General features: G+C 67.8%; 20 protein-coding genes. 7 read left to right on the top strand and 13 right to left on the bottom strand.

All coding sequences use genetic code 11. From position 1 onward, the window contains the following. On the top strand, positions 1-522 hold a 522-nt coding region (locus tag VFY73_RS05920), incomplete at its 5' end, for a molybdopterin cofactor-binding domain-containing protein (RefSeq protein WP_329716997.1). Positions 523-581: 59 nt separating this feature from the next. Here the strand turns inward: VFY73_RS05920 and VFY73_RS05915 are convergent. From VFY73_RS05915 to VFY73_RS05895, 5 genes are all read right to left on the bottom strand, one after another. Next, positions 582-980 carry a hypothetical protein gene (locus VFY73_RS05915; protein WP_329716996.1) on the bottom strand — a complete coding sequence of 133 codons (399 nt, stop codon included), beginning with the start codon at positions 978-980 and terminating at the stop codon, positions 582-584. Between the two features lie 220 nt (positions 981-1200). Then, positions 1201-2607 (bottom strand): S8 family peptidase, encoded by a 1407-nt coding sequence (locus VFY73_RS05910; RefSeq protein ID WP_329716995.1) that lies wholly within the window; start codon positions 2605-2607, stop codon positions 1201-1203. Between the two features lie 117 nt (positions 2608-2724). Beyond that, positions 2725-5475: a CHAT domain-containing protein gene (locus VFY73_RS05905; protein WP_329716994.1), complete on the bottom strand. Its 2751-nt coding sequence runs from the start codon at positions 5473-5475 to the stop codon at positions 2725-2727. Positions 5476-5481: 6 nt separating this feature from the next. After that, a complete protein-coding gene (locus VFY73_RS05900; RefSeq protein ID WP_329716993.1) occupies positions 5482-5997 on the bottom strand; it encodes a hypothetical protein in 516 nt (171 codons plus the stop codon). A gap of 23 nt (positions 5998-6020) precedes the next feature. Beyond that, positions 6021-6665 carry a sigma-70 family RNA polymerase sigma factor gene (locus VFY73_RS05895; RefSeq protein WP_329716992.1) on the bottom strand — a complete coding sequence of 215 codons (645 nt, stop codon included), beginning with the start codon at positions 6663-6665 and terminating at the stop codon, positions 6021-6023. A gap of 173 nt (positions 6666-6838) precedes the next feature. Here VFY73_RS05895 and VFY73_RS05890 point away from each other — a divergent pair, with 173 nt between their 5' ends. From VFY73_RS05890 to VFY73_RS05880, 3 genes are all read left to right on the top strand, one after another. After that, positions 6839-7114 carry a hypothetical protein gene (locus tag VFY73_RS05890; RefSeq protein ID WP_329716991.1) on the top strand — a complete coding sequence of 92 codons (276 nt, stop codon included), beginning with the start codon at positions 6839-6841 and terminating at the stop codon, positions 7112-7114. An 88-nt stretch (positions 7115-7202) separates the two neighbouring features. Further along, a complete protein-coding gene (locus VFY73_RS05885; protein WP_329716990.1) occupies positions 7203-7598 on the top strand; it encodes a hypothetical protein in 396 nt (131 codons plus the stop codon). A gap of 201 nt (positions 7599-7799) precedes the next feature. Further along, positions 7800-8192 carry a hypothetical protein gene (locus tag VFY73_RS05880; protein ID WP_329716989.1) on the top strand — a complete coding sequence of 131 codons (393 nt, stop codon included), beginning with the start codon at positions 7800-7802 and terminating at the stop codon, positions 8190-8192. 60 nt (positions 8193-8252) lie between these two features. Here the strand turns inward: VFY73_RS05880 and VFY73_RS05875 are convergent, their stop codons facing one another. Beyond that, positions 8253-8699 (bottom strand): SRPBCC family protein, encoded by a 447-nt coding sequence (locus VFY73_RS05875; RefSeq protein ID WP_329716988.1) that lies wholly within the window; start codon positions 8697-8699, stop codon positions 8253-8255. Between the two features lie 268 nt (positions 8700-8967). Between VFY73_RS05875 and VFY73_RS05870 the strand changes: the two genes are divergently transcribed. Beyond that, a complete protein-coding gene (locus VFY73_RS05870; RefSeq protein WP_329716987.1) occupies positions 8968-9708 on the top strand; it encodes a hypothetical protein in 741 nt (246 codons plus the stop codon). 22 nt (positions 9709-9730) lie between these two features. On the opposite strand, the gene msbA is transcribed toward VFY73_RS05870, so the two are convergent. Continuing rightward, a complete protein-coding gene (msbA, locus tag VFY73_RS05865; protein WP_329716986.1) occupies positions 9731-11494 on the bottom strand; it encodes a lipid A export permease/ATP-binding protein MsbA in 1764 nt (587 codons plus the stop codon). Next, the gene (locus VFY73_RS05860) at positions 11487-12110 is read right to left on the bottom strand and encodes a hypothetical protein (protein ID WP_329716985.1); all 624 of its coding nucleotides are present in this window, start codon (positions 12108-12110) and stop codon (positions 11487-11489) included. The genes msbA and VFY73_RS05860 overlap by 8 nt, the downstream gene beginning before the upstream one ends. A gap of 164 nt (positions 12111-12274) precedes the next feature. On the opposite strand from VFY73_RS05860, the gene VFY73_RS05855 reads away from it, so the two are divergent. Continuing rightward, positions 12275-12751 (top strand): YciI family protein, encoded by a 477-nt coding sequence (locus tag VFY73_RS05855; protein ID WP_329716984.1) that lies wholly within the window; start codon positions 12275-12277, stop codon positions 12749-12751. Positions 12752-12768: 17 nt separating this feature from the next. Here the strand turns inward: VFY73_RS05855 and VFY73_RS05850 are convergent, their stop codons facing one another. Beyond that, entirely contained in the window at positions 12769-14061 is a 1293-nt protein-coding gene (locus VFY73_RS05850) for an NAD(P)/FAD-dependent oxidoreductase (RefSeq protein WP_329716983.1), read from the bottom strand. A 118-nt stretch (positions 14062-14179) separates the two neighbouring features. Here VFY73_RS05850 and VFY73_RS05845 point away from each other — a divergent pair, with 118 nt between their 5' ends. Then, a complete protein-coding gene (locus tag VFY73_RS05845) occupies positions 14180-15397 on the top strand; it encodes an acyltransferase (RefSeq protein ID WP_329716982.1) in 1218 nt (405 codons plus the stop codon). Here the strand turns inward: VFY73_RS05845 and VFY73_RS05840 are convergent. The 4 genes from VFY73_RS05840 to VFY73_RS05825 form a co-directional block, all read right to left on the bottom strand. Continuing rightward, complete coding sequence (locus tag VFY73_RS05840; protein ID WP_329716981.1) at positions 15394-16176, bottom strand: N-acyl homoserine lactonase family protein; 783 nt, start codon at positions 16174-16176, stop codon at positions 15394-15396. The two genes, VFY73_RS05845 and VFY73_RS05840, sit on opposite strands and share 4 nt — an antisense overlap. Before the next feature lie 121 nt (positions 16177-16297). Then, on the bottom strand, positions 16298-17143 hold the full coding sequence (locus VFY73_RS05835) for a M90 family metallopeptidase (RefSeq protein WP_329716980.1): 846 nt from the start codon (positions 17141-17143) through the stop codon (positions 16298-16300). 162 nt (positions 17144-17305) lie between these two features. After that, a complete protein-coding gene (locus tag VFY73_RS05830) occupies positions 17306-17827 on the bottom strand; it encodes a hypothetical protein (protein ID WP_329716979.1) in 522 nt (173 codons plus the stop codon). Beyond that, positions 17824-18099 carry a DUF2164 domain-containing protein gene (locus VFY73_RS05825; RefSeq protein WP_329716978.1) on the bottom strand — a complete coding sequence of 92 codons (276 nt, stop codon included), beginning with the start codon at positions 18097-18099 and terminating at the stop codon, positions 17824-17826. Before VFY73_RS05825 ends, VFY73_RS05830 begins: the two co-directional genes overlap by 4 nt. Positions 18100-18122 lie beyond the last annotated feature (23 nt).

Here is an 18122-nt window from a genome sequence, read left to right as displayed (position 1 = left end):
ATGAAGCTGATCGGCAGCGAGCACCCGCGGCACCGCGCAGCGCTGCAGCTGGCGGTCGACAAGAGCGGCTACGGCAAGAAGAAGCTGCCGGCCGGCCGCGCCTGGGGCGTCGCGGTGCACGAGTCGTTCAACACGGTGGTCGCCTATGTCGTCGAAGCTTCGGTGCAGAAGGGTCAACCGGTGCTGCACAACGTGACCGCGGGCGTGCATTGCAATTTCGTCGTCAACCCGCGCACCGTCGAGGCGCAGGTGCAGGGTGCGGCGCTGATGGGCCTGTCGATGTGCCTGCCCGGTGCGGCGATCACGCTGAAGGACGGCCAGGTCGAACAGCGCAACTTCGGCGACTTCGCCGTGCCGCGCATCACCGACATGCCGAAGATTGCCGTGTACACCGTGCCGAGCGCCGATGCGCCCACCGGCATGGGCGAGCCGGGCCTGCCGCCGCTGGCGCCCGCTTTCGCGAACGCGATCGCGAAGCTGACGGGCAAGACGCCGCGCGAGCTGCCGTTCAAGACGGCGTAGTGTGGTGAAGACGGGCTGGTGGCGCCGCCCACCAGCCCGCCGATCACCGGGTGGAAACCTCAGTCGATCTCCATGAAGACGACATCACCGTCGTTGCAGGTGAACGCGCCGTTGTACTCGTAGTACGGGCCGTCCCATTGCGCCCCTCCGGCGTGAAGGTAGTACTTGAGCTTGAAGTCCGTCGACTCGCCGTCGACGCCCGGCAGGTTGATCGTGTAGGTGATGCCCCAGCCGTCCTCGAGCTTCTGATGGCCGTCGACGCCGAAGATGCCCGTCTTGGTGTTCCAGACGCCGTCCTTCCTGTACTGCAGCTGCGTCATCTTGATTTCATGTCCGGTGTAGTTGGCCAGCGTGAGCTCGACATCGGAGCATGTCGCCGCCTGCGCCGTGGCGCAGGCGAAGAGTACCGAGAAAGCTACGATGGGCAGCGAGGTGAGTCTTGCAAACAACGAATTCATGGTTCGGCTCCTTCAAGTTTGTTGAGTGAAGTGAATGCGGCGACGGCCCATGAGATTTCCGGGCTGACGCCGTCAAGGTGTTGGCGTTCCGAATCCAGCACCTAACGCACGGAGTACGACAGCAACGATTTCGTACATGGTGCGAATCGAATCGGCCGCTCATCGCCGGAAAGCAGAAGGGGCGCCGCGTGGCGCCCCATCTGCCTTCGGCGGATCAGCTCTATTTCGTCAACGGGCAAGGGCCCAGTGACGCTGCTGCGGTGTCGACTGTCGCAGCCACGTCCACATGCTTGAAGTTCGCCGGCGCGTTCGGGCCGCACATCGAGACGGCGCGAGACCGGATCCTTATCGCAACGGCCGCGGGTGACCAGCCGTTCGGGCCAGGGTTCTGGCTCCTCACCAGCGCTGCCAGCCCGGCCACGATCGGTGCGGCCATCGATGTGCCGCTGATCGTGGCCCGCGACCCGTCGTAGAACTGGCTGAGGATGCCGTAGCCCGGCGCCGCAAGGTCGACATACGTTCCCGAATTGGTGAAGTAGGCAGGCGCGCGAACAAGCGTCTCCCGGTTGTCGCTGGCGGCCACCGCCATCAGGCCCGGAACGTCGCTGTAGGCCGCGGGGAACATCTGGATGCTGCCGCTCGCGTCGTTTCCCGCAGCGGCCACGACCACCGCCTGAAGGTGTTCGGCGCCGAAGCAGCGTGCGTCATCGGAAACCCAGACATTCCTGTTGGGCACTTCGCTGCACGTCACCACATTGGCTGCCAGTCGCAGCACCTTGGTGTTGGCTCGGGTGTCCAAGCTAAGGTTGATGACGTGGGCGCCCGTGTTCGCTTGCCCGTCGCCGTAGGGATCGATGGCCCAGAAGATGCCTTTGGCCGTCAACCATGTTGTCCCGATGCCGTTTGGGTCCAGGATGCGCCCCACCATGAGTTGCGCCGCCGGCGCGATCCGGTGGACGATGCCGGTGACATGCGTCCCGTGGCCGACGCTGGAAACGCCGAAGTCGTCGATGTTGGTGACTTCATCGCCTTCTTCCATCGCCACGAAGTCGTCGTCGATGACATCCCGCTGAACTCCGAAGTTCACGCTTTCGAAGTCGACGTGGTCGAAATCGGCGCCGGTGTCCAGCACGGCGACACGCACGCCCGAGCCGCGACTCAGACGATGCGCCATTTCCAGCCGCAACAGTTCCCTCACCGCCTGCGGCTCGCAATCGGCGTTGTTGTCGATGCAGGTCATGCCGTCGCCGATCGCCAGGACCGAATTGAGCTTGGCCTTGGTTGCAGGGTCGTACAGCCGGGGGTCGGAGCTCACCGGATAGTTCAGCTCAGCGAAAACTACTTCCGGCCGCTCACTGAGCTGCGCGACAGCCTGCTGTGGCGTTCCCGATGTGATCGTTAGCAGGTAGACGGGTCGCTGCGGAATGCGGTCGGTCTTTTGCGCTTCGATGCCAGCTTGTGCCAGCCTTTCGATGAGCTCGTCCAAGGTGTCCACATCCCCGCTGTGCAATTGCACGACCACCTGTTGCGCTGCCTCTGCCTTCAGGTCCCTGGCGCCGGCAGTGCTTGCCATCGCGACACCGACGGTCACGATGGCGGCGCAGGCCAGTACCGCGACGTGGCGCAATGCACGCCGCTGCGGCGCACCGCAAAAACGTCTGTTCAACATGGAGCCTCCTTGATTGGCTGTTGGTTCGACGATCCACGGAGCGCGTGGACGGCGCCAAAGTACAGGCGCTCGAACTTAAGCCAATGCGTGGGCGACGAACGCCCCCCATTCGTAGGGGTGCGCGCCGCGCGCCGCGGCGGCCGACTGCGCGGCCTGCAGTGCCGCAGCCGCTGACCGGCCCGCGCGCAACCCGGCGTAGAGGCCCGCCATCAGCGCCGTGGTGGCCGCATCGTCGATCGCCCACAGCGAAGCGACGACTTCGCGTGCGCCGGCCAGCGCGAAGGCGCGCACGAGCCCCACGGCTTCGTCACCCGGTGCGACCCGGCTGGCACCCGTTTCGCAGGCCGACAGCACCACCAGGGGCGCCGCCGCCAGTCGCACACGCGCCAGCTCGTGCATCGGCAGCGGACCGTCAGCCAGCCGGAGGTACGAGAAGGTCGGGTTGTCGGCGCGAAAGCGTGCGTGGCAAGCCAGGTGCAGCAGCTCGGCATCTCGTGCGGCCTCACAGAAGGCCTGCCTCGTTGCGCCGTCGTCGCGCAGCACCATCGCGGCGGGGCCCAGCGTATCGGCCACTGTCTGCAGTTCCGCCGTCACGTGGTGGAGATCGTCACCCGCGACGCCGACGACGACCGCGCGTCTGGTGCGCGCTTCACGCGGCGATGAGCAGCCCTGGGCGGCGGTCCATATGGCCGCGCTGGGGGCTTGGTTGAGCACATGACGCTCGACCAGCCACGATTGCCCGTCGTGCAATGCGGCGAACGGCAGATTGTGCAAGGCGCCGTGCGGCACGACGACGACCTGCTGGCAGCCTCCCACCAGGGCTTCGAGAGGCGACCACAGCTGGGTGTACAGCGCTTGTGCATGGACGAGCAGGCGCTGCCGCAACTGCGAGGCATGCCGGCCGAGCGCCGGCGGCGCACCGCGCGCGGCATCGATCTGGAGCCGCAATGCCCGGATGCGCTGGGTGAGATCGCCGATCGGCGCCACCAGGTGCTCGATGCCTCGCGCCGTGACGACCAGGCTCAGCAGCCGGTCGCCGTGCAGCCGGAACAGCACGAACGCCCGCTCAGGCCCCAGCGCGGCCTGCAGCGATCGAGGGTCGAAGTGGCTGGCCGCCGTGGGCCGGGAACGCTCCGCGGCGAGATCGAGTTGGCGCCAACCGCGGGTCAGCGCCTGTTCCAGCGCGCCCACTTCGCGGGTCAGGCCGGCCAGCCGGTCGGTCTCGCCGGCCACCAGCGCCTGGCGCCAAGCTTCGCGCGCAATGGCCATTTGCTGGTTGACTTCCCTGCCGGCGATGTCAGCCTCGTTGCGCGGTCCATCGGCCAGTCCCAAGGCCAGCGCCCGCGCGCTGCCACGCTCGATGTCCACCAGCAGCTGTTCCGCGTCACCAGCCATGAGCGACAGGTCGATCAATCGGTCGTGCACGCCGGCGAGTTCCACACCCAGCGCACTGCGCAGCTCATCGCCCGGCAGCGTCGCGCGATCGGTCTCGACGCTGGCCAGCGCGCGCTCGAAGGCGGCGCGCGCCGGCGCAGCGCGGCCCAGCGCATGCCGTGCCGCACCGAGGCCGGCCAGGCACTCGAAAATCACCGGCGTCAGGCCATGGGTTTGCGCCTCGGCCAGGATCGCTTCGAACAAGGTCTCGGCCAGCGCGGGGTCGCCAGCGTCGCAGCGTGCCGCCGCCGCGAGCGTGCGGGCCTCGAGCTGCCAGTTGGCGATGCCGCTGCCCGCGAGGGCGGTGCCCGCCTGCTCGGCGCTGGCCAGTGCCGCCATCGCATCGCCCAACCGTCGCTCGACGCGCACACGGCACAAGTCCACCGCGGCGACGAAGGCCGTGTTGCCGAGCTGCTCGCCCAAGGTTCTCGCCTCGGCCAGGCCCGGCAGCGCATCAGCTGGGCGCTCGGCTCGGGCCAGCAGGCGCGAGCGCTGCAGCAGCGCCCACGCCAGCTCCTTGGGGGCTCCGATCTCGCGTGACCACGCGGCCACCTGCTCGTAGCGATCGAGTGCCTCTTCAATCAGGTTGACCGACTGGCAGGCTTCGGCCAGCGCCGTTTCGGCCTCGAGCCGTCGCTGCGGCGAGGCACCGGCGCGCGCGAGGATCTCGGTGGCTTGCGTCAATGCCGTCAGCGCCGCCAGCCGGCCGCCGCGGTTGATCTCGATGCGGCCGCGTGCCTCGAACGATTGCGCCAGCAGGATCGTGAAGCCATGCGTGCGCGCGAGATGCTCCGCACGGTCGCAGGCCGCCAGCGCCTCGTCGGCGTTGAACTGCCAGGTCAATGCATTGGCCAGGCCGACCTCGGCCATCGCGCGCAGTTCGGCGTCGCCCTCGCTGGTGCACCGTGCCGCCGCGCCGCGGAACATCCGTTCGGCCTCGACATGCCGGTCCAGCCGCGACAGCGTCGTGCCGAGATTGATCTGCACCTTGCCCGCCGAGCGCTGGTCGTCGATGGCTTCGAAGCGCGACAGCGCCAACTCACCGACGCGGACCACCTCGTCCTGGTGGCCCAGCAGCAGGTGCGCGACCATCTGCGGCAGCAGTGTTTCGGCCTCGTGGCGCGTGTCGGCGAGGTCGGCGAAGCCCTGGCCCGCCGACTCCAACCGGGCCAGCGCCGCCGGCAGGCGTGATTCCGCCAGCAGCGCGATGCCCTCGACCCAGTCACGAATCGGCGCCAAGGCGGCGCGCACGTCGGCCGGCGCATCGGTGGCCGCGTCGACCATCGACGCCAGCTCATCGGCCAGCACGCGCGCGCGGGCCGGCTCGGTGTGCCAGGCCTGGTAGCAAGCCTCCTTCAGCTGCCACGCCTGTTCCAGCAAGGCCGGCTGCATCGTCCGTCAGCCGTTCGGCGGCAGCTCGAACGGCGGCAGGGTCATCTCCCACCGATCGGTGCGCAGCACGAGCTCGCAAGCGCCCGCCGGCACCGGCTCGAGGCTGAACTCCCAGTGGGGGCTCGAAGCGGCCTCGATGCGCTGGTCGCCGCAGCTTAGTTGCACGTGGCCGGGCCCGTCGTCGCCGAGGCACTGGCCATCGATGCGCCAGCTGCCGCGCTGGCGGCCGGGCGTCACGCTCAACGCCACGTCAAGGTCGCCGGCGTTGAAGACCAGGCGACGCGCGACCGGGCCGGCCGCACGCACCGGACTCAACGCGGTGCCCATGTCATCGAACGAGAGCACCGCCAACCACCGCTGCAGCAAAGACGTCGGCGGCTCTTGGGACTCAGCCGCGCGGCGCGGCGCCTGGAAGGCATCGAACACTGTCTCGAGCAGACGCTCCGGGGCGTGCTCGAGGCCACGGCTGCGCGCCAGCAGCTTCTTCAGGGCCTGCAGCTGGGCGTCGTCGGACTCATGCATGGTCGTACCTTGTCAGGCTCGCTTCACGGGTTCTCGAGAAGGAGCCGCAGCTTGCGCAGACATCGCTGGCGGGTCGGGCTGAGGCCGCTGGAGGGCATGCCGAGGCGATCTGCCACCTCGTCATAGGACAGGGGCGTCTCGGCCAGGTAGAGCCACTCGATGATCTGCCGGCAGCGCTGCTCGAGGCGCTCGAGCCCGCGTTGCACGGCGTGCCAGGTCTGCACCTCCGCGAGGAACTCTTCGGGCAGCGGCTGCGAGTCTGCCAGCGACTCGAGTGCCTCCTCGGACGCCGGCTCGGTGCGGGTTGCCTCGCGCCACTGGCGCCAGGTTTCGAACTTGGCCGTGGTGACCAGCCACTCGCGCACGCGGTCGGGCTGATGCAGCCGGTCCAGGTGTTCGAGCAGGCGAAGAAAGGTGGTCTGGAAAACGTCGTCGACTGCGGCATCCGGCAGACGGGCGCGCCTCGGGATGGTGTAGACCAGGGCCTCATAGCGTCGAACCAGGACGCACCAGGCGCCGCGGTCGCCCGCCGCGCAGCGCCGGACCAGATCGCCGTCCGAAATTTCGTTCCAATCCACACAGCTCCCCCAACTGGCTGGCGTGCGGATGATGATGCCACCAAGGATCCCGCAAGTCGACCGGCCCCGCATGGTGGTGGTAGTGAGCAACACGTCTGCATCTGACTTCTCACGGCTCGAACGGCAAGTACCGCGCAGCCGCACCCCACACAGAGCACGGCGTTCGCCTGAACGTACACCGGTGGGAAGCCGGGCCGCCTCTCACGTACGAAGGCGCGAGGCCTGCACTCTGTGCGGACAAGCACAACCGATGGAGGTGCGCCATGAGAGCCGACACCACGAAGGACGATGCAGGTCGCATGCACGAATTGCGGTTCGCCTTGCTGTTCGACCGGGGACGCGGCATCACGGTGCCTTGCGACGAGCAGGGCTGCGTGGACCTCGACGCGCTGAGCGAGCGGATGCGAATCTCGTACTTCAGCGCACGTGCGCGCATGGGCCGCGACTTCGCCTACCCCGTCGTTCGGGCCGTCGGCGAGGACGTCGGCTCGAACGAGCTGGCGGCGGCGCTCATCTGTCGTTCGCGTGGCATGTACTAAGCGGGCGCGCGAGTGCTCTGTGCGGCAGGTGCTGCCAGACGTGGCAACACCTGACACGACGTTTCAACGATCACTCAAGGAGTTCACCATGAACCGCACCATCCGGCCCGCTGCACGGGCCATTGCCGTACTGCTCAGTGCCATCGTCGCGGCGCCCGCGTTCGCCTGTTCCGATGTGACCTTCAGTTTCGCGAACACCCAGGGCACGCTGATCCGCGTGAACCGGGTCACGGTCGCCAACGCCGCGACGGGCGTCCAGACCAACTTCTCGGTCTTCAAGAACTGCCCCGCCGGCTTCCCCTGCGTCACCCCCGCGATCAATCTGGCTCCGGCCGTGAACGTTGGGGACAACATCACGGGGGTCCGATTCCGCTATCAGGAGTGGACCGGCTCGGGCTGGAGCGGCAACTACCTGAGTCCGGTGTTTGCGCCGACGCTCCAGGTGTGCGCGACGCACCGTGACTACGGAACCTACCCGATCTAGAAGGCGGTCCCGGGCTGCCCCCGGCGCCGGGCGGCGCCACTGGCGCCAGCGAGCCGCAGGTCAGCCCGGAATCTCGGGCTCCACCAGCTTGGTCAGTTGATCGAGCGATTCCTGCCAGCCATGGAGCGCATCTCGACCGGGAGGAAGGCGTGGCAGCACCTGGCTAGCACGACGCTTCAACGATCACTCAAGGAGTTCACCATGAACCGCACCCTCCGGCCCGCTGCGCGGGCCATCGCCGCACTGCTGAACGTCGGCCTTGCGACACCGGCGTTCGCCTGTTCCGACGTGACCTTCAGTTTCCAGAACACCACGGGCTCGAGGATTCTGGTGAACCAGGTCACGCTCATCAACGGCACGACCGGCGTGGTGACCGTCTTGCCCGTCCTCAAGCAATGCCTCAGCGGCTACACCTGCGCCACGTCGGCCGCCAATCTGGCCCCCGTGGCCGTCGGTAACGCAATCACGGGCGTCCAATTCCAGTATCAGCTCTGGACCTTCGCAGGGTGGGGCCCCAACAACTTGACTGCGTGGTATTCGCCTGCAATTCCGCAGTGCGTTTTCCACCGCGACTACGGAACCTGGCCCATCTAGCAGGAGGTCGCGGGCGGCTCCCCCCGCGGGGCGGCGCCATCGGCGCCACCGAGCCGCTGGTCAGCCCGGAATTTCGGGCTCGACCAGCTTGGCCAGCTGCTCGAGCGATTCCTGCCAGCCCATGTAGCACATCTCGACCGGGATCACCTCGGGCAGGCCCTCCTGCACGATGGTCAGCTCGGTGCCGCATGACACCGCGCGCAGCATGATGGTGGTGCGCATCTCGCCCTTCAGGTTCGGGTCGTCGAAGGCGTCGGTGTAGAGGATGCGCTCGTTCGGCGTCAGTTCGACGTACTCGCCGCCGAACGAGTGGCTGTTGCCGCTCGTGAAGTTGGTGAACGACATCTTGTAGCGGCCGCCGACCTTCACATCCATCTCGTGGACTGTGCAGGTGAAGCCGTAGGGCGGCAGCCACTTGGCCGCTGCGGCCGGGGTGAGAAAGGCGCGGTAGACGCGCTCGGGCTTGGCGCGGAGGACGCGGTGGAGACGGACGGTGCCGGTAGCCATGGTGAATCCTTTCGGTTGGCAGTGAACGGGCCGCACAGCGGCGCCTATTCTCACGACGATCGGGTCACCCTGAAATCGACAACGGCGGCGACAGCACGTGATCGATCGGGCCGCCGGCCTGTTGATGGGCTGGCGGCGGCCGGCCCATTGCGCTGGCTGTGGATGAAATGGCATGAATCATGGACGAAAGGATGTGAATCGTCCGGGTATCGCTTTCAGACTCGGGTGGTGCCTCGATGCACGAGACCAACCCGAAGGAATACAGACCATGAAACCAAGCACTCGAACCCTGCTGCTCGCCGCACCGCTGTCACTGGCACTGGGCCCCGTCGGCCTGGGAACGGCCCATGCGCACGGCACCCATGCCGGTGGTGTGCAGGCTGCAGCGGCGCCGGCCGTCCAGGCGCCCTACGACATCCTGCATGCCAAGGTCACGACGAAAGGCCATGTCGCGGTGTTCCACATGCACACCTCCGGACCGGCGGGGTCGGTCAAGCCGGCCGTCATCGGCAAGCTGGCCGGCAGCACGGTGCACTCCTATGTCTGGCCCACCTCGCTGGACCCGTCCGCGGTGGGGTTCGAAGCCAAGAGTGGCATCCTCGCGTTCGCGGTGACCGCGCACCCCGACTTCGACGACACACCGCTGTTCCCGGCGCCGTTGGGGGCCTGGCATTCGCACTGGGTCGTGCTGCAGGCTGACGATGCCTGCGGCAAGGGCGCGCTCAAGGTGGTCGACATCCCCGAGGGCGCCAAGCCGAAGTTGCCGAAGACCTGGCCCGGCCTGCCCATCCTGATCGACAGCCCGGGGTGGGTGCCGCGCTTCGATGGCCAATCGGTCGAGGTCCACGTGCCGTTCGACGACATCGGAGCCGTCAACGCAGCGTCGTTCGATGCAGTGACCGCCGCCTTGCGCGTCAACGCCAGCGTTCACAGCCCTTTGCTGTGCGTGGCCGATGTGTTCAAGGTCGCTTCGGGCGACCTGTCGCTGCCGGGCAAGGTGAACCGGTGATGCCCGAGGGAGCCGACCAGGTTCAGTCTTCGCTGGCGGCGCCGGCCGCGCTGAACTGCGCCTGGTGCAACCTGGCGTAGTGCCCACCGCGCGCCAGCAGCTCGCCATGACGACCCTGCTCGACGATGCGGCCCTGGTCCATCACGACGATGAGGTCGGCGTGCTCGATCGTCGACATGCGGTGCGCAATGATCAGCGTGGTGCGGCCGACCATCAGCTCGGGCAGCGCCTGCTGGACCTGGCGCTCGCTCTCGTTGTCGAGCGCCGAAGTCGCTTCGTCGAGGATCAGCACCGGCGCGTCCTTCAAGAACGCACGGGCGATCGCGATGCGCTGGCGCTGGCCGCCTGAGAGGTTCAGCCCGTTCTCACCGCAGGGCGTGTCCAGCCCCTGCGGTGCTTTCTCGATGAATTCCCACGCATGGGCGGCGCGCGCGGCGCGCTCGACCGCTTCTCGCGGCACGTCGGGCCGGCCGTAAGCGATGTTGGCGGCCAAGGTGTCGTCGAACAGCACGACCTGCTGGCCGACCAACGCCAACTGCTCGCGCCACGCGGCCAGTGGCAGCGCGTCGATCGGCGTGTCGCCGTACAGGATCTGGCCACCCTCGGGCAGGTAGAAGCGCGCCAGCAGGTTGGTCACCGTCGACTTGCCGCTGCCCGACGCACCGACCAGCGCCACCGTCTGACCCGGCGTCAGCACGAGGTTGAAGTCGGCCAGCGCCGGCTTGGCCTGGCCGGGGTAGGTGAAGCCGACGTGGCGAAACTCCAGCGGCCGGGCCTTGCCGTCGACAGCGGCCGGCGTCGGCTGGCCTTCGCGTTCCGGCTCGACCGGGGTGTCCAGCAGCGCGAAGATGCCTTGCGCGGCGGCCAGGCCGTTCTGGATCGTCGCATTGACATTCGACAGTCGGCGGATCGGCTCGAACAGCATCGCCATTGCAGCCACGAAGGCGCCGAAGTCGCCTGGCGTCAGCGGGTTGGTCGAGGTGACGGTGGTGGCCATGAAGATCACGCCCGACACCGCGGTCGCCGCCAGCACCTGCACCAGCGGCACGTTGGCCGCCTGCACGCGGATCGTCTTCATCGTCGCCTTGCGCAGCCGTTCCGCCAGTGCGTTGAAGCGGCCGGCCTCGTAGTCACGCGCACCGAAGATCTTGATCTCCTTGACGCCGTTCAGCGCCGATTCGACCTGCCCGGCGACCTGGCCGACAAGTTGCTGCACCTGCTTGTTCGAGCCGCGCAGCTTGCGGCTGGCGCTGCGGATGATCAGCGCGACGATAGGCGCGGCGACAACGATCAGCAGCGTCAGCTGCCAGGCGGTGTAGAGCAGGAACGCGGTCAGGCCGATGATGATCATCGTGTCGCGCACGACGATGATCCAGGCGTTCGACAGGGCCTGGCCGACCTGCGGGATGTCGTACAGCACGCGCGAAAGCATCCGGCCGTGCGTCTGGGCCTGGTGCACCGCCAGCGGCAGGCCCGTCTGGTGGTGGAACACCTGCTGCCGCAAATCGGTGATCGCCCGCTGCGCGATCCATTGGCTGGACAGGTTGGCGCAGTACTCGGCCAAGCCTTTGGCGAGGAATACGCCCATCAGCAGTGCCGGCAACTGCCACGCCGGCCCGCCGCCCTGGCCGGAAAAGCCGTGGTTGATCAGCGGCTTGAGCAGTGCCGGCAACACCGGCTCGAGCAGCGCCGTCACGATCATCGCCAGCAGCGAGATCGCCACCACATGGCGATAGGGCTTCACGTAGCCCAGCAGCCGGCGGTACAGCATCAGGCTGTCATTCACGGTGCAGCACCTTGTCGAGGATCCAGTCGCCGATGCCGTTTTCCTTGCGCAGCTGGTGGAAGTCCTGGTGCAGCGCCTTCTTGACGTAGCGGTGACGCGCCCAGTCCATGAAGTCGATCGGCTCTTTCGCGTTGTCGGCCAGGTAGCGCTCGAAGAAGTAATCGAGGATCGCCGTCTTGCCGATGCGAAAGTGGCCGAAGCGCCAGTTCAGCTCGCGCTTGGCCTCGGCGATCGGCACGCCCATGCGGAAGTGCTTGTACAGCACGCTGCCCAGGCCCGCGCGGTCGGCGCCCGATTTGCAATGGATCAGCGCTGGATACTCGATCGAATCGAACAAGGCCTGGGTCGCTTCCAGCGTCGGCAGGTTGGGCGCCTGGCGTGAGTACAGCTTGTGGTCGACCAGCGTGATGCCGAGCTCCCGGCAGGCCTCGGCTTCCATCGCGTACGAGCCGTAGCCGTGGTCGCCGCGCAGGTTGACGATGGTCTTGATGCCGAAGCGCTCTTTGTAGGCGCGGATCTGCGCCGGGCTGGGCTGCGACAGACGGTACATGCCGCCGCCGAGATCGTGGAAGTTGTTGTAGACCGCGCGGATGAAGCCATGGTCCACCAGGTGCATGCTGAGCCAGGCCCGGAGGCGGCCGAGGCGGGTGGAAAGGTCTTGGGGCACGTCTGGGAGGCCGCTCGGGCTGTCGAGGGGCTGGATTCTAGGGCCGACCCCAATGGCCGGCAGGGCGGGCGCTCCCCTTAGCATCAACGCCTGGCATCGGCAGGAGATGAGGTATGAACCGGGTTCGTCAAGGTCTGTCTGGCGTGGGCTTCGCCGCGTTGTCCGCCATCGCGTCGGCCGAGGCGCCGGTCGAGCCGCCCAAACCGGCGTTCGATGCCGAGCTGGCGCGCTCGGTCGGTGCCGACGAGCGCGGCATGCGACCGTATGTGCTGGTGATCCTGAAGACGGGCCCCAAGCAGATGCCGAAGGGCCCCGAGCGGGATGCGATGTTCGCCGGCCACTTCGCCAACATCAATCGGCTCGCGAAGGAAGGCAAGCTCGCGGTCGCCGGCCCGCTGGACGGCGTCGACGGCTGGCGCGGCCTGTTCGTGCTGGCCACCGACGACCTCGAAGAGGCACGGGCGCTGGTCGCCACCGACCCGGTGGTGATCAACGGCGAGATGGTGGCCGAGTACCACAAGCACTACGCCTCGGCCGCGCTGATGCTCGTCAACGGCGCGCACGCGAAGATCGCGAAGAAGTCGTTCTGACGCCGTCCGGGCGCGGGTCAGTGCAGCTTCAGGCGGCCCGACACGCGCCGCTGCAGCAACCGCGCCAGCGCCAGCACGAAGGTGCCGCTGGTGCCGAGGATCGCGCGGTGGTGCATCAGGTGCAGCGACATGTACATCCACTTCGCGAGCAGCCCCTCGACGAAGAAGTTGCGCCCGCCCAGGCCGCCCATCAGGTTGCCGACGCCCTTGTTCTCGCCCAGCGAGACGAGTGAGCCGAAATCCTTGTAGCGGAACGTGCCGCTCGGTGCGCGCTCGTGCAGCAGGCTCTTCAGGGTCGCGTAGAGGAAGCTCGCCTGCTGGTGCGCGGCCTGCGCGCGCGACGGCACCCACCTGCCTTCGTTGCCCTTGCCGCCCCACGGGCAGGCCGCGCAGTCGCCCAGCGCATAGACACCCGGCACCGAGGTTTCGAGCTTCTCGTTGACGATGAACTGGTTCGCCTTCGTCGTTGCCAACCCCAGGCCGGCATTGGCTTCGGCCGCTTTGATGCCGGCGGCCCAGACGATCAGGTCGGCCGGGATCTCGCCCTGGCTGGTGACCAGGCGGTCCGGTTGCAGCCCCTGCACGCGGGTGTCGACCATCACCCGCACCTGCTTGCGCTCCAGCGCGGTCTTGGCCTGCGCCGAGATGCGCTCGGGCAGGCCGGCCAGGATGCGCGGCGCCGCCTCGACGATCGTCAGGTCGAGCCGGAAGGCGTTCTCGGTGTCCAGGCTGGCCAGGGTTTCCTGGTGCGCCTCGATCAGCTCGGCCGACAGCTCGACGCCGGTGGCACCGCCGCCGACGATGACGATGCCCAGCCGCTTGTCGGCGGCGAACGCGCTGCGCGTGAACGCGGCCTGCAGGTGACGGCGGAAGCGTTCGGCGTCGGCCGTCTGCTCCAGCACGTACGCATGCTCGGCGCCGGGCGTGCCGAAGAAGTTCGAGCCGCTGCCGATCGCCAGCACCAGCCAGCGGTAGCTCAAGGAACGTTCGGGCACCAGCAGCTTGCCGTGCTCGTCGTGGATCGCGCCGAGCTTGAGCGTGCGGTTGGCGGTGTCCAGCCCACGCAGTTCGCCAAGCGTGAAACCAAAATGGTTGCGCCGGGCCAGCACCGTGTAGCTCAGGCCCTCCTGGTGCGAATCGAGCGTGCCGGCGGCCACCTCGTGCAGCGTCGGCTTCCAGATGTGGAACACCGAGCGGTCCACCAACAGCACCCGCCGCGGGCCGGCACGTCGCCCCAGATTGCGCCCCAGGCGCGCGGCCAGCTCCAGCCCACCCGCGCCGCCGCCGATCACCACCACATCATGGTGCATGCACCCTCCGCCCAAGCCCCGGAATCTAGATACTAACCCGCAGGTTTGTCAGTGCGCTGCCGATCGGTTTGGCCCTGGCCCTGCGAACACGCCGCGCCGGATGGGAAGATGCGCGCCGATGAGCACGACCCTAACGACTCAGATGCCGGCGCCGACCGCCGCCGTCACCCACCGCCAGCCCGGCCTGGACACACTGCGCGCCCTGGCGATCGCTCTGGTCTTTTTCTACCACTACCAGGTCTTCGTCAGCCGCGCGCCGACCTTCGGCTGGCTTGGCAACGTCGGCTGGACTGGGGTCGACCTGTTCTTCGTGCTCAGCGGTTACCTGATCGGTCACCAGGTCTTCGCCGGCCTGGCGCGCGGCGAGACCTTGTCGCTGCCGGCGTTCTACGCGCGCCGCCTGTTGCGCACGATGCCGGCGTTCTGGGTCGTGCTGGCGCTTTACTTTCTGTTCCCGGCGGTGATGGGTGGCAACACGCCGCCGGCGTTGTGGCGCTTCTTGAGTTTCACGCAGAACTGGAACCTGCAGCCTGGCACCGCCTTCTCGCACGCCTGGTCGCTGTGCATCGAGGAGCAGTTCTACCTCGTGTTGCCGCTGCTGGTCTGGGTTGGCATGCGCGCAGCCACGGCCTGGGGCCTGAAGGTCCGCACGCTGTGGGGCCTGATGGCCGGCCTGACCCTGGCGGCGATGGCCCTGCGCGCATCGTTGTGGGAGCAATTCGGGCGCGAGGTGGCCGGCGGTGGCCTGGGTACCGCCGGCTACTACCCAGCCGTCTACTACGCCACGCTGACCCGCATCGACGAGTTCATGCCCGGCCTGGCGGTGGCGCTGTGGCGCCATGCGCACCCGGCCAGCTGGGCCCGCGTCACGGCCCATGGCCGGGCCTGGTTCTTCGCCGCCATCGCCGCGACGGCGCTCGCCTGGTACGGCGTGGCCAATCATTACTACATCGATGGCTATGGCTACGGTGCCTTCATGTCGATCGCCGGCTACTCGCTCGTCGCCTGGGCCTATGCCGCGCTGGTGGTGGCCGCGCTGTGTGCCGGCTCGCCACTGCGCCAGTGGCGCGTGCCCGGCGCCGCGGCGCTGGCCGCATGGTCGTACTCGGTCTACCTGACGCACAAGGCGGTGGCGGTGATCGTGGCCAAGGCGCTGGCGGCCTATGCCTTGCCGCAGCCGCTGCTGATCGCCCTCGTCACCGTGGTGTGCCTGTTCGCCGGCTGGGTGCTGTACCGCCTGGTCGAGAAGCCGGTGATGCGCTGGCGCGACCGCCAGGTGCCGACGCTGTTCCCACCCGCCGCCGAATGCTCGGCAGCGCGAGCGGCTCAGGCCTAATCGCGCCAGGCCGGAAACGGCGCTTGGCGGTTGAAGAACGCGAAGTCGTGGTTCGGCCACAGCTCGGCGTTCTCGGCCCGCGCCAGCGCGTTCAGCTTGCGAATGCTGGCCAGCGCCAGCGCCTCGTTGTCCTGCCAGCAATAGCCCGGCGCCACCTCGTCGGTGAGGTTCTCTTGCAGGTCGGCGGCGTCGCCGCACAGGATCACCGGCCGACCCTTGGGCAGCTCGACCAGCATCGACATGTGGCCGGCGGTGTGGCCGGGTGTCGCGATCGCGTGTACGCCGGTCGCCACCTGGTATTCGCCGTGCCGAAGCTGCCAGCTGGTGGACTGCGCGATTTCGTCGTCGAACACGCCGTCGTCTTCGCGTGACTGGGCGGCGGTCAGTTCATCGCGCTGCACGTGGACCTCGCAGCCAGGCAGATCGCACAGGCCGCCGGCGTGGTCGAAGTGCAGGTGGCCGAGGAAGACCAGGTCGATGTCGCGGTGCGTCAGGCCCAGCCGGGCCAGGTAGCGCGGGATGCGCTGCTCGTTCGACATCTCGGGCGGGTCGAACAACGGCCGCATCGGGTCGAAGTATTTCGCGCGCAGTACCGGCGTCGCGATCTTCGCGTAGTTGCAGCCGACGTCGTAGAGGATGCGGCCGTTCGGCGTTTCAATCAGGTAGGCGAGGATCGGCGCGTGGATGTAGAGGCCGTGGCCTCGGTTGCGGGTCGAGACCAGTTTCTCGTAGCGGTGGGTGCCGGTGAGCAGCGGCCACAGGCGCAGGGCGCGGGACATGCCTGACTCTCCAAAGTGGTCGGGGTCGTCCCCGGGATGAAGGTGGGCGTGTGAGCAGGGTCGTCCCCGCGGCCGGGCAGGAGCGTACCCCAGCCCGCGAAGTCCTGCTGAGCGCTGGTCTCTACGTCCAGGCCAGTGGGTCGACCGCGTAGTAGCGGGCCAGCTCACCGTACAGCGCGGCATGGCGCTCGGCCATCGCGCGCGGTTGCTCGAAGAAGACCTCGGACGCGACAGCGAAGAACTCGGCCGGTTCGGTGGCCGCGTAAGGCGACAGCAGCGTTTCTTCGCCGCGCGCCAGCTGCTGGCGCAGCTGGTGGAACTCGCCGTTCATCACCTGGGCCCAGCGGGCATAGCGGCTGCGATGGCCGAGGAAGGGTGCCCCGGTCGCGCGGCCGCGCTCCTGGTCCAGCTGGTGCGCAAATTCGTGGATCACCAGGTTCTGCCCATCGCCCGGGTCGGCGGCGCCGGCCAGCACATCGGGCCACGACAGGATCACCTGGCCCTGCACCCACGACTCGCCGCTGCGCGCCTCGCGCCGCTCGTGCTGCACGCCGCTGCCGTCGCCCTCGCGCCTGTCGACCCAGTAGGCCGACGGGTACAGCAGCACCTGGCTCAGGTTCGGGAAATATTCGCTCGGCCGGTTCAGGATCAGCAGGCAGGCCTGCGCTGCGACCAGCACCCGCATTTCCTCGTTCACCTTGAGCCCGTTGCAGCCGATGAAAGGCTTTTCGGCCAGAAAGACCTGCATGTGGCGCTTCAACTGCAGCTGCAGATCGGGCGGCAGGCGCCGCAGCATCGGCATGCGGCGACGCAGGATGCTGCGCCAGGCCGCCGGAAATGGCTGCTGCCAGATGCGGCGGCGGCGCCAGGTGCGCCAGGCGCGCGGCCCCCACAGGCCGGCCAGCAGCAACGCGGCGAACGCGAGGCCACCCAGCAGCAGCGACAGGGCATCGAGCGAGAACGGCACGCCGGTCCTTTGGCAACGCCCTTCCGGGGCGGAACTCACCAACTGGGTACGCCGCGCCGGCTTTCAATGGGGGCGTGCACCCACCCGCCATTTGGCGTGATCGACCCTCGCCCTGTGCGGTAGGGCGCAGGTTGCCGAGAGGCCAGGAGACGCTGGCGTCGTTCAGTCGGGTTTGGACTGGTTCAGCTCGATCGCGCGTGGGGCCTGCTTGGATTTCGCGCGCGCGGCGGCGCGCTCGGTGAATACCGCGTCGCGGTCCTTGAAACTGATGGGCAGGTTCGCGCAGCGCGCATTCAATTCCTTGGCGCGGGCGTTGTGCTCGGCCTGCTCGCGGTCGTATTCGTCGCTGCGCCGATTGATCACTTGGGCACGGGCGTTGAGTGCCTCGAGCTTCGTGTTGAACGCCTTGATGGCGTCGCCGCCCTCGGCCATCACCTGATCCTGTGTCGCCACCAGCGCATCGATCTCGCTTTGCAGCCGCTTCAACTCGGCGTTGTGCGCGGTGGTGTTCTTCAGCAGGGCAGCACGCTGCGCTCTCAATGCTTCTTCATCGTCGAGGCAGGCCCGGTATTGCTCGCGGGTGCCGACATTCGGCCCGGGCGAGACCTGGGCGGTGGCGTTCAAGCTCACGCCCGTGAGCACAACGGCGGCCAGGAGGATCAACGCTGCCGCAGCCCGGCTCATTTGCGCCCCTTGGCCTGACGCTCGAACTTGCGCCAGTACTGGAATTCTTCTTCATGGACCTCGATGTCCACTTCGGCGACTCGCATCTGCAGGCGCTCCTGCACGTCGGCCACGGCCTGGTTGTAGATGCTCGGGCCGACCTCTTCGAGAAAGAAGCTCAGCAAACCGCTGGCGGCAATGTTGCCGATCTTCTCTTCCATGTTGTCGCGGAAATAGCGCTCGATCGAGGCCACGGCTTCCTTGTGGACCTCTTTGGACAGTTCGATGGGCATGGGTGTATTCAAGCGTGATGGCG

The organism is Ideonella sp., from assembly GCF_036277275.1.
Lineage (GTDB): Bacteria > Pseudomonadota > Gammaproteobacteria > Burkholderiales > Burkholderiaceae_C > Ideonella.
The sequence above is the reverse complement of the archived record's forward strand: the minus strand, read 5'-3'. Positions and strand labels throughout refer to the sequence as shown.